The following is a 14,124-nucleotide window of genomic DNA, read 5'->3' on the forward strand; positions in this document are numbered from 1 at the left end:
CCCCGGGGCGTCGGGCGAGGCTGGCGGTCGAGAGCATCGATGCGCAAGAAGCCCGATGCTTTCGCGAGCCGAGTGAGCGGCTTGAACGTCGGTTTCTTCCGGGATTCTGGTCCTCTCGACCGACAACCATTCGCGTGTGCGCTAGACTCTGCTTTGATGACCAAGCCACCGACCGCCCGATCTTCCCCCGACATTCTGGCCCGACTCGCACTCGCCGACGGCACGGTATTTCACGGGCGCGGCTTTGGCGCCGCCGGAAAAGGCGTGACCGCCCGTGCCGAGGTGGTGTTCAATACCGCAGTCTGCGGCTACCAGGAATCGCTGACCGACCCGTCGTACACCGGCCAGATTCTGGTCCAGACGTTTCCGCTCATCGGCAACACCGGGGTCAATCCGGAAGACGTGGAGTCGGGGAAGGTGCAGGTATCCGGATTCGTTGTGCGTGAACTCGCGCGCTTGCATTCCAATTACCGCGCAAACGAAGACCTTTCGACGTATCTCGCCCGCCACAACGTGATCGGCATCGAGGGCATCGACACGCGCGCTCTGACGAAGCAACTCAGAACGACCGGCTCGATTCAGGGCGTGCTCACGGATGCGCCGCTCACCGGCACCGGAGCCGCGACCGACAAGCAGCTTGTCGAGATGGCGAAGGCGAATCCGTCGATGGCGGGACAGAATCTCGTGCCCATGGTCGGATGCGCGGCGAAGTCTTCGTGGAGTGAAGACCTGGGAGATTGGAGCCAATCGCCGTCCCAGGCGCCTCGCCGATTCAAAGTTCTCGCGCTTGACTGTGGGGCGAAACGCAACATCCTCCGCAATCTGACGGAGCGCGGCTGCGACGTGACGCTTGTGCCGCACGACATTTCGGCGGAGGAGATCAAGCAGCAGTTTCGCGACAAACAGATCGACGGCCTCTTCATATCAAACGGGCCGGGAGATCCGGCCGCCGTGGAGAAAACCATCGCGACGCTGCGAGGCGTCGTGACCGATCCCGCGATTTCGATACCGACGTTCGGCATCTGCCTCGGACACCAGTTGCTCGCGCTCGCGGTCGGCGCCTCGACATACAAGCTCAAATTCGGGCATCGAGGCATCAACCAGCCCATTCTCAACACCTCGAACGGGAAGGTCGAGATCACGAGCCAGAATCACGGATTCGCCGTCGATCGAGCTTCGCTCGAAAAAGCGGGAGCGGAACCGACGCACGTCCACCTCAACGACCAGACTCTCGCGGGATTTCGCTTGAAGAACAAGCCGGTCTTCAGCGTCCAATACCACCCGGAAGCCTCTCCGGGACCGCACGATGCGAGCTACCTCTTTGATCAGTTTGTCGAGGCGATGACCCAAGCGAAGAGGTGAGTAAAGCCCGCGGTTATCGGGCGTCGTGACGCGGATTTCCGTCTGGTGTCACCAAATGTGGTTTGCACAGGACCGATACTTGAAGAGGGCGTTCGAGGCCGAAGGAAGCGTTTCGATACATCACAATCGCGCTTTCAGGGGCAACCCAATCAGGAAAGCGTTCGTAGGTTTGTGCAGAGATAAACCGGAGCATGCCAGCATGAATTCTCGTGGGTTGTTGTTTTTTGCCGCCACGGCGATCGTCGCCGCTTTCGCGTCTGCTCAGTTGCAGATGCCGAGTAACCCCCGCGCGCTCCCCCTGAGCCGCCTGGCTGCCTCGTCGCCGAGCAATGCGGCGATGGCGGGAACGCAGCAATCCCGCATTCTGTGGATTCGAAACGACAAGACCGGGCAGGTCGTCACGCCGGGCGTCGCCGCGGGTCGAAAAGTTGCGGAGGACACGGCTCCGCGGGATATCTACAACAACTACGACAACCCCGGCGGCCTCGTCGGTCTGAACCTCAACTGGAACTACAAAGAAGCGTACACCGATCCGGATTTTTCTGCGCCCGACGAGGGCCCTCGGATCCAGTTTCTGGCATTCAACATCTCGTCCGATCCGCAGGACCCGGATGATTTCTACCAGACGATCGGAGGCGAAAAGCTCTCGCTTCTCTTTGAACCCTATCACGCCACGAACTGGCCGGACCAAGATCTGAATGTTCGATTCCCGATCGCGCAGTACGGCAGCGTCGTCGCCTCATACTCCGAGCAATTCGAGATTCGGATCTGCCGCATTTATTTCTTCTCGCTCAGCGACGTCGGACAGGCGTTCGATCCTGTCACGAACCCGTACGTGCTCGAGCTGCAACTCTCGTTCGCGTTCGTGAGTTTTCCGTTCTTCGGCGTCGAGTCGCCTTTCTTGTTTGATTTGACCGGATTCGAACCGCCGCTCGAGATCAAGGGTGATGGGCTGATTCTGACGCACTGGATGAAACTCTCCGAGCCGCCGCCGTGTCCCGGAGATCTGAATCTGGACGGGCTTGTGGAAGATCAGGACTTCGTCTTGTTCCTGGCGCAGTACAACATTCTCGACTGCGCCGACGAAACAATGCCCGAGTTTTGCTCGGCCGATTTGAATTTCGATGGATTCGTGGACGACGCGGACTTTGTGATTTTCCTCTCGGGCTACAACGATCTGCTCTGCCCGCCGGCGTTTGTCATTCGCAAGGCCTACGCGCCGGTCGCCGGGGGACGATTCCGCTGGGATACCCCGGACAACATGCCGCCGGCGGATCCGCTTGAAGCTCCGGCCATTCCGAACCCGACGGGTTGGCCGTTCCCCTCCACGCTTGTGACGGTGCCGCACCTCAGCGCTCCGTATCCCGATCCGTTTGATGTTGGATGCTCGTTCTTTGGCTGTCAGCCGAGCTTTGTGTCCTATTTCTCGACACTGACGGGATTCCACAACGTCAACGAACTCAATATGGAGGCCGACGATCTCAAGCTTGAATACGAGCGGTTCCTCAACGAGATCGCCGTCGATACGAGCCCGTCGGGTCGCATGCGATCGTACGCGTTTTTCGACCTTGATTCGTTTCTTGCCGGCGGCTTCCCTAACACCGACTGGGTCCCGTCTTCAACGGCGAAACGCCTATCCATCACTGCTCCGGTGCCCACAGCCACTAAGTGACCATCGATCAGCTCGGGTTCGTTCCCGCTGCCCACACCTTCGCGCCCTGTCTCTCGTAGCGTTTCACCGAGGAATCGGCGCCGAGCGACCAGAGCTCTATCCCGCCCGCGATCGACTTCACGCCGGAGATTCCCTGCTCGCGGAGAAATGCCGCGGCTTTAAGCGATCGCACGCCGTGGTGACAAAGCGTCAGCACCGTGCAGCCGGGGTTTTCTTCCACCATCGACTGAATCTCGCCGGCCCGAGTCTCGAGCTCATCCAGCGGCACCAAAACCGAACCCTTGATGTGCGCGAAATCCCACTCGGGCTTCAACCGGACATCGATGACGAGCACGTTCGCCCCTTCATCGAGCATGGCCTTGGCTTCGCGGGGAGTGACTTCCCAATCGGGTTTGAAGTGATACGACCCCGGAAGCCCACGATCATTCAAGTGTGCATCGGCCATCTTTGAGCTCCTTCCAACGCTGACTCACCCCGGCTTCGCCCGTTGAATACCAGAATCTACTCCAACTCCTCGAGCGCCGCCTGCAATTCTCCCGCGGCCTTTGGATCGCCCGAACGCGTTGCCGCGGCGAGCCCGGCCTGAAGCACCTTGATCTGCTCTTCGGTTCGACCCATCGCGCCGAGGGCCTTTGCCTTGTGAAAGTAGGTGTATCCGTCGTCCGGCGCGGCGGTGAGCGATCGGTCGTAGAACTCGACCGCGCACGCGAATTGTCCGTTCTTGGCGTGCTCCTGCGCGACAGCGTAGAGCAGAAACGGATCTTCTGGGCTCTTCTCAAGAAGCCTCTGCAACTGCTCAACGCTCGGCATGAACAAAGTAAAGGCGGCACAATCAAGGAGCGTCGGCGGGTCCCCCCTTTCCCGGTTCCGTCGAACGAGGTATGCTGAGCGCATGGCAACTCAATCAATCCACACGATCGCGATTATCGGTGCGGGGCAGATGGGAAGCGGAATCGCCCAGGTGGCGGCGGTTTCGGGCTTCAAAACGCTCGTATGCGATGCTTCGTCCTCCGCGCTCGGAAAATGCCGCGATGCGCACAACAAGCGTCTGGCTCGCGAGGTTGAGAAGGGCCGCATGAAGGACACCGACGTCCAGACGGCCCTGGGGCGCCTCCACTACGTCGAAAGCCTCGACATGTTGAAGGGGGCCGATGTCGTTATCGAGGCGGTCGTCGAAGACGCCAAAGTCAAGCGGGAACTCTTCCAACGGCTCGCAGCCATGTTTCCGGCTCAGATCCTCGCCAGCAACACCAGTTCGATCAGCATCACGGAGATTTGCGCGAGCGTCGGACCTCAGGGCCACCCGGAGCGGGTGATCGGCATGCACTTCTTCAATCCCGTGCCGGTCATGAAACTCGTGGAGGTGATCCGAGGCCTTCAAACTTCGAACGAGACCGTCCAGCGCGTGACCAATCTCGCGATGCAACTCGGCAAGACGCCCATTCCCGCGAACGATCGGGCGGGCTTCGTGTCCAATCGCGTGCTCATGCCTCTCATTAACGAGGCGTTCTACGCGTGGATGGAGGGCGTCGCCGAACCGCAGCACATCGACGAGATCATGAAGCTCGGCTGCAACTTCCCGATGGGGCCGCTTCGCCTGGCCGATTTCATCGGGCTCGATACCTGCGTTCACATCATGAACGTTCTCGCGGAGGGACTTGGCGGCGAGCGCTACCGGCCCTGCCCGCTGCTGCGACAGTTGGTCGCGGCCGGCCGGCTGGGCGACAAAACCGCGAAAGGCGTGTACGACTATTCGCCGGCCGGAGCGCAGAGCTCAAACCCCGGAGCAAGCGGCGCCGGCATGAGCGGAGCGAGCCAGACCGGTCACGGCGGCATGACGTCGAGCAAAGCGGCGATCGGCGTGTAGGAAGATCGGGAACTGATTCGTGCAGCGACTGCGATGTCAGCGCACGAGCACCAAGCGGGGGCCTTCCACGATGGGCCGCTCGGCCTGATCGATCGCTTCGATGTCCCGCAAAATCTGATCCAAAGCCCGCGCCTCGCGTTCCCCCTCCGCACTCGCGAGACTTGCCCTCACCGAGTCTTTCTTGATTTCCTGGTTCATCTTTTTCCCCTAACAACGCCTCACCCGCGCTTCGCGAAAACAGAATCGCGCCGCACGCACATTCATACGCCTCGTCGCACGTGCAGTTCGAGTGGCTTGAAGGCGCATCGCGTGTTATCAACGGACACGCGGATGAACTTGCGCTGTGGACTTGCGAACCGCGGACCGCCCACGCTGCGAACCGCAAGTCGCGCGTGCCGCGTCATGTACGCGATGCGAATCGGGCGCAATTCGCGGTGGATAACTTGCTCGTGCGCGCGGTAAGTCGCGACGAGAAATTCTTTCATGGGACAGAAATTTTCGCGTTGCGCGAATGGCGGGCCGCGCGTGTATCCTGTTCGACGGTGAAATCCGAAACAAGGGGTCATCCATGGCCGGACGGAAGAAAGCAACAAAGAACACCCGAACCCGGATCCGGGAAATGGCGATGCGCGCGATGCGGGAGCGAGATCTCAACCCCGCGCAAGTCCGGCGCCTTGTAAACGACGCTCTCGACGGCGCCGCGAAGCAGGTCAAGAGAGAAATCCCCGCGGCGCGGCGTCGACAAATCAGCGAAGCATTCCACGGGCTTCGCGACGCGTTCCAATCCGCGGCCTCCGCCGGGATCAACACCGGCAAGAGCGCGAAACGTCGGGGGAAAGACTTGGCAACCCACGCGCTCCCCGCCGCCAGGCAGAAAGTCGCGGCGGCAAACGAAGAGTTCCTCGAAGCCGTGAGCGCTTTCGCGAAAAAGACGTCGTCCGAATTCGGAAAGGAACTCGAGAGCCTGGTGAGGAGGTCTCGCAAGGCCGGTCGATCGATCGCCAAATCGACATCGAAGGCGGGCAAGATCGCGGCGGACAATTCCGTGCCGCTCGCGCGGGACGCCGGACGGGCCGGGTGGTCGCTCGCACGTAAGGCCGTCGAGCAGATCGCGCTCGCCGCGAGCGGACTGATGGAGGGAATCGGCCAATTGGTGGCCCCCAAACACCCGAGCCCCGCGATGGCGACCAAGCCGACGCGGCGGAAAAAGCGCCGCGGAAAGTCGCGCGCGAAGAAGAGCAAGCGAGCTTCCGGCAAGAAGCCCGGGAGCAAGAAGTAGTCAGTCGTCCCGAAGCCGCCGATTGGTGATGACCATCAGAATGACGAGCACGACCGCCGCGAGAAATCCCGCGACCCCGATCGCCGTCAGCGCGCCCAATCCGGCGTTGCGCGCCGCCAGAATCAGAATCGAAGAACCGACGAGCATTGATGCAATGATCAGCGCAAACGAAATGTTGCGGCTGGCGTGCTCGATCGTGTGAGTGAGCCTGGTCAGTCCGCGGTGCTCGAGATTGATCGCGAACCGGTTGCGCCTGACCTGCGTAAGGAGTGACCGCAGTTCCGCGGGAAGATCCTCCGCGAACTCGATGTAGTTCAGAAGGCTTTTTTGGGCGCGCGTCCGTAGCGCCGTGAAGCTGTATCGCTTTTCGACGAGTTTCTCAACAAACGGACGCACAAACTCCGCGAGCGGGAACGACGGATCAACCCATCGCCCGACTGATTCGATCGTCGTGAGGGCCTTGATCAGGAACACCAGGTCGGCGGGGCAGCTGATCTTGTTCGCTCGAAGTGCCCCGAAGAATTCGTCGAGGAGTTTTCCGAGATTCAACTGATCGAGCGAGACGTTCTGGAACTGCGAAACGATCGCGTGCACATCATTCCGCAGCGCGCGATCCTCGAGCTTCTCCGCGGGCACATCTCCCAGTACCCCCACCACGCCGATCACCCGATCGACATCTCCGCCCACCACACCCGAAACCAGGTCGGCGAGCTGCCGCGCGGTCCGCGCATCGATCTCGCCCGTCATGCCGCAGTCAATGAAGGCGATACGACCCTTCGGAAGTGCGATCAGATTTCCCGGGTGCGGGTCCGCGTGGAAGAAACCGAACTCGAGGCATTGGCGGAACACGGCGCGCGTTCCGTTTTCCACGAGTGCCCGGCAAGTCTCCGGCTCCATTTTGTCTGGAACAAGCTGATTGAAGATTTTGCCGCGGATTTCCTGGAGCGCCAGAACATTCTGCGTCGTTGCTTCCCAGTAGACCTTCGGAAAGACCACTCCGGGGTCTTCTTCGAAGAAGCCGCGCAGGCGATCGGTCGATCGGCCCTCGTGTTCGAGATCGAGTTCCTTTGCGATTTCCCGCGCGAACTCATCAACGACCGCCGAAGGGCTGTATCCCAGATTGCGAAAATAGTTCTCGGCGATCTCGGCGAGGTGGCGGAGGATTTCCATGTCCGCTTCGACCACGTCGCGGATACCCGGCCGGAGCACCTTCAGCACGATGCGCGCGCCATCGTGAAGCACAGCGCGATGAACCTGCGCGATCGATGCCGCGGCGAGCGGCTTCTTCTGAATGGATCGAAACAGCGTGTGCAGGCGAGGCCCGTACTCTTCCTCCAGTCGTTTTTCGATGAGCTCGTATTCGACGCCCGGGACGCTGTTCTGGAGCGACTTGAACTCTTCAGCCCACTCAATCGGGATCAAGTCCGGCCGAGTGCTGAGAATCTGACCCATTTTGATGAAGGTCGGTCCCAACTCCTCAAGCACGATCCGCAACCGGACCTGACGGGGCAAGTCCTCCGACTTGCGGGGAGACCTGCCGAGAATCTCCCGCCCGCGCTCGATGAGCGCCGCGAGCCCGATCTGCTCAGCAAAATCGGCGAACCCGTGCCGCCCGAGCACTTCGAGCACGTGGACGTACCGCTGGACGTTTCGGATGCGGCGGGCAACGGGTGAGAAAGTGACCATGACTCCCTGACAGCGTAGCGACCGCGATTCGGAGCGTTCCTTGTGCACAATCAGGCCGCGTCCCAAAGGGGAGTTGCCGCTGCGCGTTCTGCCTGGCGCTCGCTGGAGGGCTGCCCTGCACTGTTCCGATGAGGGAAACCGCGATCGCGTATCGACGCAGCCGTCGCACCCCCTGGAATTCACGCTCGGCCGGAAGGCGCGGTGGAGCCGTGTATTCCCCGATGTCCGCACGCCCACTTGCAAGCTAATTCACAGTTTGCTAGTCTTCGCCCTCCGCATTCCGCGGCAATTCGAGGAGATTGGGGCATGATCAAGGGCATAATCGGGGGCGTCATCGGCGGTGCGATCGGCGCTGCGATCTGGGCGGCAATTGCGTACTTCGCGCACGTGCAGATCGGATTGGTTGCAATCGGGGTCGGTGCGTTGGTCGGCGGCGGCACATTCATGTTTGCGGGAGATCAAGCCTCGCCGCTTACCGGCGTTGCCGCGGCGATCATCGCGCTTGCGTCCATCGCCGGCGGCAAGTTCATGACCGTTCATGCCTATTTCGCGAATATCAAGGGGACCGTTCACAAGGCGATCATTGTGGACGACGAGGTCGCCGTGCTGCATATCGCACGTCAGGTCGCCCAAGAATGGGAACAGAGCGGTAAGAAGATCGCGTGGCCCACCGATGTAAAGGACGACAAGGCAACGGAAGAGTCGGAGTTTCCGACCGAAGTTTGGTCCGATGCGAAAGTCCGGTGGTCGGCGATGAGCCAGACCCAGCAGGACGGGTACAAGCGCGATCTCGAGGCGAACCTCAAAGGTGAGGTGGATGGAGTGGTCGCCGGCATCGAGTCAGACGTCTTTGCGAAGTCATTTTCGTTCTTCGACATTCTCTGGGGGTTTCTCGCGATCGGTGCCGCGTACAAGTTGGGATCGGGCGAGGCGGAAGGGTGATCGACGGCCGAGGCAGTTTTCAAAGGACCAGAGCCACAACCACCGCGACCCCCGCCACAATGGGCGCGAGCAGAATCGTGCCGAGTCGCCGTGCCAACGGCGCACCGCCCAAGGCGCCCGCGATCGCGAGCTTGACGAGTGTATTCACGACCGCCGCGATGATGATCGCAACCGCCGCGGTTGATCCATCTGCCTGACCGGACTTGGCCATCCCCGCGGTCGAAAGCGTGATCGCGTCCATATCCGTCAGACCGCTGATCGCCGCGATCGCGAAAAGCCCGGCTCTCCCGAGATTCTCTTTGCCGGCGATCGCCAGCAACTGCACCAGCGCGAACAGGGCGGCAAAGACCAGCGCGGACTTCAATTCGGTCGGATTCTTCTGATTGGAGGGCGAAAACGCGATTTCCGAGTCCTTTGTGCGCCTTGCGATGAGAAACCCCGTGCCCGCTCCGACAACCGATGCCGCGAGCACAACCGCAAGCGCAACCGCGATCACAGTCGCGCTGCCGCGCGCCGCGGCAAAGGCGAGAATGATCACCCGGACGAGCATGACCGAGTTTGCGAGGGCGATCGCGGGGGCCGCCGAAGCCGCCGAAGCTCCCTTGCTTCTGACCATCCGTGACACGCTCACGGTCGTCGCCGTGCTCGAAACGAGTCCGCCGAGAAGCGCGGCGAGAAGCGTGCCGGATTTGGTTCCGAATACTCGGAGGGCCACGTACCCGCAAAGGCTGATGCCGGTGACCAGCACCACCATCAGCCAGATCTTGTACGGATTGATCGCGTCGTACGGGCCCATCGCCTCATTTGGGATCACTGGAAAAATGATCAGCGCGATGACGGCGAATTGCAGCACCGCGCGGACATCGGTGTCGCTCAGCCCGCGGATAAAGCGATGCAGCGGCGTCTTGAGGTGGAGCAGCACTGCCGTCGCGGCGGCCATTGCCACACTTGGCGCGTACATTCGCAGGCCGATCAGCGTCCCGCAGGCGAACATCACGAGGATCGCCATCTCCGTTGTCAGGCCGTGTGGCTCCTGGTCTTGGCCCGTGGGCACCGGTCGCACGAGGTTTCCTGTGAGCACCACGATCGCAATCGCAACGAGCCCCCCGGCGATGATCAGGACTCCCGCGACGCCGACCGCGGCAGTTTCGACCGGAAAGCTCGCGACGGCCCTGGCAAGAATCGCGCAGAGTGCGCCGAAGGCCGCGATCAGTGGAAAGGTGCGGATTCCGGCAAGGTCGCTGTGCGTCCGCTCCCGCTGCATACCGACAAGCAGCCCGGAGGCGAGCGCGACTGCGAGGCTCAGGAATATCTCGCGAGGATCCACAGCGGCAGGATATCGGCCGTTCGCCGGACTCGAAACCACTGGAGCACAGAGGCAAAACCGATCACAAGTCCGTAGAATGGTCTGAACCGAACGGAGTAACCGAGATGACCACCGCGCATCGACCTTCTGTCGCTCCGTCCGCCGTGCCGCCGCCGGTGGACCCGAACGCCGTGACGATCTCCGGGATCGTGGTGGACCCGGTTTATTCGCCCGAAGCGCCACCAGAAAGCCTGAAGCACCAGTCACGCGACATCGCGGCACCGGGTCAATATCCGTATACACGAGGCTTGTTTCCGCAGGGATATCGCACGCGACTCTGGACCATGCGCCAGTTCGCGGGGTTTGGAAGCGCGGACGATACGAACAAGCGTTTCAAGTACCTGCTGTCGGCAGCCAAAGGAACGGCGGCGAACACGGGGCTCAGCACGGCGTTCGACCTGCCCACGCTGATGGGTCGCGACAGCGATGATGAACTCTCGGTCGGCGAAGTCGGAAGGTGCGGCGTCGCGATCGACACCATCGAGGACATGCACCGGCTGTACGCGGATATTCCGATCGGCAACGTAACGGTGAGCCAGACGATCAACGGCCCGGCGTGCGTGATCTGGGCGATGTACCTGGCGATGGCGGTGCAGCGGAACATTTCGTGGAACACGCTGGGCGGGACGCTTCAGAACGACATCCTCAAAGAGTTCCACAGCCAGAACGAGTTCATCTATCCGCCCGAGGCGAGCGTGAAGCTCGTCGTGGACACGATCGAATTTCAGAGTCGCTTTGTGCCCAAGTGGAACAGTGTCAGTATCAGCGGGTATCACATCCGCGAAGCGGGCAGCACGGCGACGCAGGAGTTGGCGTTCACCTTGCGCGACGGGATGGAGTACGTCGAGGCGTGCGTGGAGCGAGGGCTGGATATTGACAGCTTTGCGCCGCGGCTCTCGTTCTTCTTCAACAGCCACAACGAGTTCTTCGAAGAGATCTGCAAGCTGCGGGCGGCGCGGCGGATCTGGGCGCGGGCGATGAAGCACCGGTATGGCGCGAAGAACGAGCGCTCGTGGTACATGAAGACGCACGTGCAGACGGCGGGTTGCTCGCTGACCGAGCAGCAGCCGCTCAACAACATCGTGCGGGTGGGCTATCAGGCGATGGCGGCGGTGCTGGGCGGATGCCAGAGCTTGCACACCGACAGCATGGACGAGACGCTGGGCTTGCCGACGGAGCAAGCGGTGACGGTGGCGCTGCGCACCCAGCAGATTCTGGCGCACGAAACCGGCGTGACGCGCGTGACGGATCCGCTCGGCGGATCGTGGTATGTGGAGCAGTTGACGGACACGATGGAGCGGGAAGCGCTGCGGTATATCGGTGATGTTGATCACATGGGGACGTACCGGGAAGGGGCGAAGGGGCAGAGGGGCGATGGGGCGGAGGGAGAAGACCTCAGCAAGCATCCGGCGTATGAGCGGCTGCATGGGTATGGGCGCGGAGTGATCAACGGGATCAATCGCGGGTATTTCCGGCGGCAGATCGCGGAGGCGTCGTATCGGTATTCAGAAGAGTGCGAGGCGGGCGATCGGTTGATCGTGGGCGTGAACGCGTATACGGAAGATTCCGGCGAGCGGCCGATCGACATTCTGCAGATCAGCCACGATGTCGAGGTGAATCAGTGCGACCGGCTGGCACAGTTCAAGAAGGCGCGGGACGCGTCGAAGGTGAAACAGGCGCTCGACAACATCCGGGCATCGTGCCAGGGGAAGTCGTTCACGCTGCAGAATGCGCTGCCGAGCGCGCCGGGGAAAGCGGGCGGGCTGCACGAGACGAACGTGATGCCGGCGCTGATTGATGGGGCGTTGTGCGGCTGCACGATGGGCGAGATGGTGCAGGCGATGGCGGATGTGTACGGGCGGTACTCAGGCGGGCCGGAGTGGTAGGAGACCAGAACTCAAATCTCTTTGAGATCGGCTTTGTCGAGGGGCCGCACTCGGCGCACCACGACGATTTGTTCGTCCGAGTTCGTACCGAACGACTCGTCTGCGATTCCTACTACTTTGAAATCTGGCAACACCAAAATCAGTATGCAGGATTGAACGCTTACGCCGTGCTGGCGTCAGCCGCCGACAACTGGATTCGGACAGTGAATTCCGCCACGATTCCCTCGATTCTCCATATCCCATTCGGTCTTAACGACCAGAGCGTCACCTGGATCACCATCGAACTTGAAACCGACGGCGAAGCACTTGTCAGCGTCGGATTCAATCTTGAGAACGGCTATGCGATTGATCCGATCAATGGGACTCGAACCTCAAGACCCCCGGACCTTCAACCCGAACCCGCAATGGATGTTCGCTTGAGTCGCGACAATCTCGTTCAGGCACTGACCCGATTTCGCGCCGATGTCGATCGGGAACTCAAAGACTTGCGGACCCGCGTCGCCCGTGCGGATGCCGATTCTCAAGGGTCCGAGTTGCCTTCATAATCAGAGTCTCTTTGTCTCGCAGCCCCAGTTTCTTCTCCGATCTCTTTCAATTGCAATGCCCGCTTCCGTTTCAATCCTTGGCTTCGGCGCTTTCGGCCGCTTCATGGCCGCCCACCTCGCCCCGCACTTTGACCTGCGCGTCTGCGATGCAACAGATCTCTCTGCCGAAACCAAGAAAACCGGCGCGAAGTGGACCGACCTCCCCACCGCCGCCACCTCTGATCTCATCGTCCTTGCCATCCCCGTCCAGCGGATGGAGCAACTGCTCAGGCAGCTTGCTCCCCTTCTTGCGGGTCGAAACACGCTTGTGATCGACGTTGCGTCGGTCAAGGTAAAGCCGATTGCGCTGATGCGCGATCTGCTCCCGCCCGAAACCGAAATCATCGGAACCCACCCGCTCTTCGGCCCGCAAAGCGGCAAGCACGGCATCGAGGGATTGCCAATCGCATTCTGCGCCGTTCGCGCAAGCGAAGAGCGCATCGCCTGCGTGCGATCCTTTCTCGGCGACACGCTCAAACTCCGCGTTCTCGACGTCTCGCCGGAGGAGCACGATCGGCAGATGGCGTATGTGCAGGGATTGACGCACCTGGTTGCACGTGCCGCGGCGGCGCTGGAACTGCCACAGACGGAGCTTGCGACGGTGGCGTACAGGCGGTTTGCGGAGATGAGCGAATCGCTCGCGGGCGACTCGTGGGAACTCTTCAAGACCATCGAGAACGAGAACCCGTTCGCGGCGGAAGTCCGCCGGCAATTCGCCGAAAATATTGCGAAAATCGAGAGGCAACTCCGGCATCCGTAGCGGTCTCTTGTTGGCCCCAAACATGTGAGGTCGCCGCCCCAAGCCCGGCGGGGCGATCAAATTCCAAACTTTCACCGGTGCGCAAGTCGATACGGAACCCCGGCGCGTTCGTCGGAACACTCCCGGGCGCCTTCGTTCTGCTCACAGGCACAAAGGAGGTTCCATATGGAATTGCTCACGGCTTGCTGGCTTGCCATCATCGCGACGCCGGTTGCGCTCTGGTTCTACGGCGCGCTCGCCTGGATGGCGCTCCCTCATCACAAGCGAGATCTCAAGAAACTGCCGGATGACAACAAGGTCATTGAATTCGTCCGCGGGCTCGGTCTCCAGCCCGGTGTCTACAGCTATCCCAACATGCACTGCGAGGGTGAAGACCGCGAGCGCATCAAGAAGCTGTGGGAAACCGGCCCGATGGGGATTCTCTCGGTCTGGAGCAAAGTGAGCATGGGCAGAAACATGCTGCTCACGTTTATCGTCGAACTCATCGCCGCGTTCCTGATCGCGTATGTCGGCGTCGCGGCCGGCTTCGGCCGGGGCGAGCCGTTCGCCAAAGTCTTCCAGGTCCTCGGCACGGTCGGCATCCTCACGTTCACAGTGGGCAGCTTGCCCGGCGCGATCTGGTTTCAGGCGAATAAGAGCGCTGTCGTGAGCGGCATCATTGATGGCGTGATTATGGGGTTGATCACGGGTGCGATCATGGCGTGGCTGTGGCCGAAGTAG

The 14,124-nt window shown here is 61.3% G+C and carries 14 protein-coding genes; 9 read left to right on the forward strand and 5 right to left on the reverse strand.

What is annotated here, in order from left to right; genetic code table 11:
* Positions 1 to 156 precede the first annotated feature (156 nt).
* Positions 157 to 1,362 (forward strand): glutamine-hydrolyzing carbamoyl-phosphate synthase small subunit, encoded by a 1,206-nt coding sequence (carA, locus tag KF691_11520; protein ID MBX3390066.1) that lies wholly within the window; start codon positions 157 to 159, stop codon positions 1,360 to 1,362.
* 199 nt (positions 1,363 to 1,561) lie between these two features.
* A complete protein-coding gene (locus tag KF691_11525; protein MBX3390067.1) occupies positions 1,562 to 3,034 on the forward strand; it encodes a dockerin type I repeat-containing protein in 1,473 nt (490 codons plus the stop codon).
* A gap of 7 nt (positions 3,035 to 3,041) precedes the next feature.
* Here the strand turns inward: KF691_11525 and KF691_11530 are convergent, their stop codons facing one another.
* Together KF691_11530 and KF691_11535 are read right to left on the reverse strand one after the other, a co-directional pair.
* A complete protein-coding gene (locus KF691_11530) occupies positions 3,042 to 3,479 on the reverse strand; it encodes a rhodanese-like domain-containing protein (protein ID MBX3390068.1) in 438 nt (145 codons plus the stop codon).
* Between the two features lie 56 nt (positions 3,480 to 3,535).
* A complete protein-coding gene (locus tag KF691_11535) occupies positions 3,536 to 3,844 on the reverse strand; it encodes a hypothetical protein (GenBank protein MBX3390069.1) in 309 nt (102 codons plus the stop codon).
* Between the two features lie 82 nt (positions 3,845 to 3,926).
* Here KF691_11535 and KF691_11540 point away from each other — a divergent pair, with 82 nt between their 5' ends.
* Positions 3,927 to 4,901, forward strand: a complete 975-nt coding sequence (locus KF691_11540) for a 3-hydroxybutyryl-CoA dehydrogenase (GenBank protein ID MBX3390070.1) — start codon at positions 3,927 to 3,929, stop codon at positions 4,899 to 4,901.
* Positions 4,902 to 4,937: 36 nt separating this feature from the next.
* Here KF691_11540 and KF691_11545 read toward each other — a convergent pair whose 3' ends face one another.
* Positions 4,938 to 5,099 (reverse strand): hypothetical protein, encoded by a 162-nt coding sequence (locus tag KF691_11545; GenBank protein MBX3390071.1) that lies wholly within the window; start codon positions 5,097 to 5,099, stop codon positions 4,938 to 4,940.
* Positions 5,100 to 5,469: 370 nt separating this feature from the next.
* Here KF691_11545 and KF691_11550 point away from each other — a divergent pair, with 370 nt between their 5' ends.
* Complete coding sequence (locus KF691_11550) at positions 5,470 to 6,180, forward strand: hypothetical protein (GenBank protein MBX3390072.1); 711 nt, start codon at positions 5,470 to 5,472, stop codon at positions 6,178 to 6,180.
* On the opposite strand, the gene KF691_11555 is transcribed toward KF691_11550, so the two are convergent.
* The gene (locus KF691_11555; protein MBX3390073.1) at positions 6,181 to 7,866 is read right to left on the reverse strand and encodes a hypothetical protein; all 1,686 of its coding nucleotides are present in this window, start codon (positions 7,864 to 7,866) and stop codon (positions 6,181 to 6,183) included. It lies immediately after the preceding gene.
* Between the two features lie 306 nt (positions 7,867 to 8,172).
* Between KF691_11555 and KF691_11560 the strand changes: the two genes are divergently transcribed.
* The gene (locus KF691_11560) at positions 8,173 to 8,808 is read left to right on the forward strand and encodes a hypothetical protein (protein ID MBX3390074.1); all 636 of its coding nucleotides are present in this window, start codon (positions 8,173 to 8,175) and stop codon (positions 8,806 to 8,808) included.
* Positions 8,809 to 8,827: 19 nt separating this feature from the next.
* Here the strand turns inward: KF691_11560 and KF691_11565 are convergent, their stop codons facing one another.
* Positions 8,828 to 10,135 carry an MgtC/SapB family protein gene (locus KF691_11565; GenBank protein ID MBX3390075.1) on the reverse strand — a complete coding sequence of 436 codons (1,308 nt, stop codon included), beginning with the start codon at positions 10,133 to 10,135 and terminating at the stop codon, positions 8,828 to 8,830.
* 104 nt (positions 10,136 to 10,239) lie between these two features.
* On the opposite strand from KF691_11565, the gene KF691_11570 reads away from it, so the two are divergent.
* The 4 genes from KF691_11570 (at position 10,240) to KF691_11585 (ending at position 14,124) form a co-directional block, all read left to right on the forward strand.
* On the forward strand, positions 10,240 to 12,060 hold the full coding sequence (locus KF691_11570; protein ID MBX3390076.1) for a methylmalonyl-CoA mutase: 1,821 nt from the start codon (positions 10,240 to 10,242) through the stop codon (positions 12,058 to 12,060).
* A complete protein-coding gene (locus KF691_11575; GenBank protein MBX3390077.1) occupies positions 12,054 to 12,605 on the forward strand; it encodes a hypothetical protein in 552 nt (183 codons plus the stop codon). Before KF691_11570 ends, KF691_11575 begins: the two co-directional genes overlap by 7 nt.
* Before the next feature lie 55 nt (positions 12,606 to 12,660).
* Complete coding sequence (locus KF691_11580; protein MBX3390078.1) at positions 12,661 to 13,404, forward strand: prephenate dehydrogenase; 744 nt, start codon at positions 12,661 to 12,663, stop codon at positions 13,402 to 13,404.
* A 165-nt stretch (positions 13,405 to 13,569) separates the two neighbouring features.
* Positions 13,570 to 14,124 carry a hypothetical protein gene (locus KF691_11585; GenBank protein MBX3390079.1) on the forward strand — a complete coding sequence of 185 codons (555 nt, stop codon included), beginning with the start codon at positions 13,570 to 13,572 and terminating at the stop codon, positions 14,122 to 14,124.

The organism is Phycisphaeraceae bacterium, assembly GCA_019636555.1.
In the GTDB taxonomy this organism is placed as follows: Bacteria; Planctomycetota; Phycisphaerae; order Phycisphaerales; family UBA1924; genus JAFEBO01.

Excerpts from the sequence above, each read along its gene's own strand:
- KF691_11580 (MBX3390078.1), top strand. The coding sequence starts at position 12,661 with ATGCCCGCTTCCGTTTCAATCCTTGGCTTCGGCGCTTTCGGCCGCTTC.
- KF691_11540 (MBX3390070.1), top strand. The coding sequence starts at position 3,927 with ATGGCAACTCAATCAATCCACACGATCGCGATTATCGGTGCGGGGCAG.
- KF691_11530 (MBX3390068.1), bottom strand. The coding sequence starts at position 3,479 with ATGGCCGATGCACACTTGAATGATCGTGGGCTTCCGGGGTCGTATCAC.
- KF691_11550 (MBX3390072.1), top strand. The coding sequence starts at position 5,470 with ATGGCCGGACGGAAGAAAGCAACAAAGAACACCCGAACCCGGATCCGG.
- KF691_11560 (MBX3390074.1), top strand. The coding sequence starts at position 8,173 with ATGATCAAGGGCATAATCGGGGGCGTCATCGGCGGTGCGATCGGCGCT.
- KF691_11585 (MBX3390079.1), top strand. The coding sequence starts at position 13,570 with ATGGAATTGCTCACGGCTTGCTGGCTTGCCATCATCGCGACGCCGGTT.
- KF691_11545 (MBX3390071.1), bottom strand. The coding sequence starts at position 5,099 with ATGAACCAGGAAATCAAGAAAGACTCGGTGAGGGCAAGTCTCGCGAGT.
- carA (MBX3390066.1), top strand. The coding sequence starts at position 157 with ATGACCAAGCCACCGACCGCCCGATCTTCCCCCGACATTCTGGCCCGA.
- KF691_11525 (MBX3390067.1), top strand. The coding sequence starts at position 1,562 with ATGAATTCTCGTGGGTTGTTGTTTTTTGCCGCCACGGCGATCGTCGCC.
- KF691_11555 (MBX3390073.1), bottom strand. The coding sequence starts at position 7,866 with ATGGTCACTTTCTCACCCGTTGCCCGCCGCATCCGAAACGTCCAGCGG.
- KF691_11570 (MBX3390076.1), top strand. The coding sequence starts at position 10,240 with ATGACCACCGCGCATCGACCTTCTGTCGCTCCGTCCGCCGTGCCGCCG.
- KF691_11535 (MBX3390069.1), bottom strand. The coding sequence starts at position 3,844 with ATGCCGAGCGTTGAGCAGTTGCAGAGGCTTCTTGAGAAGAGCCCAGAA.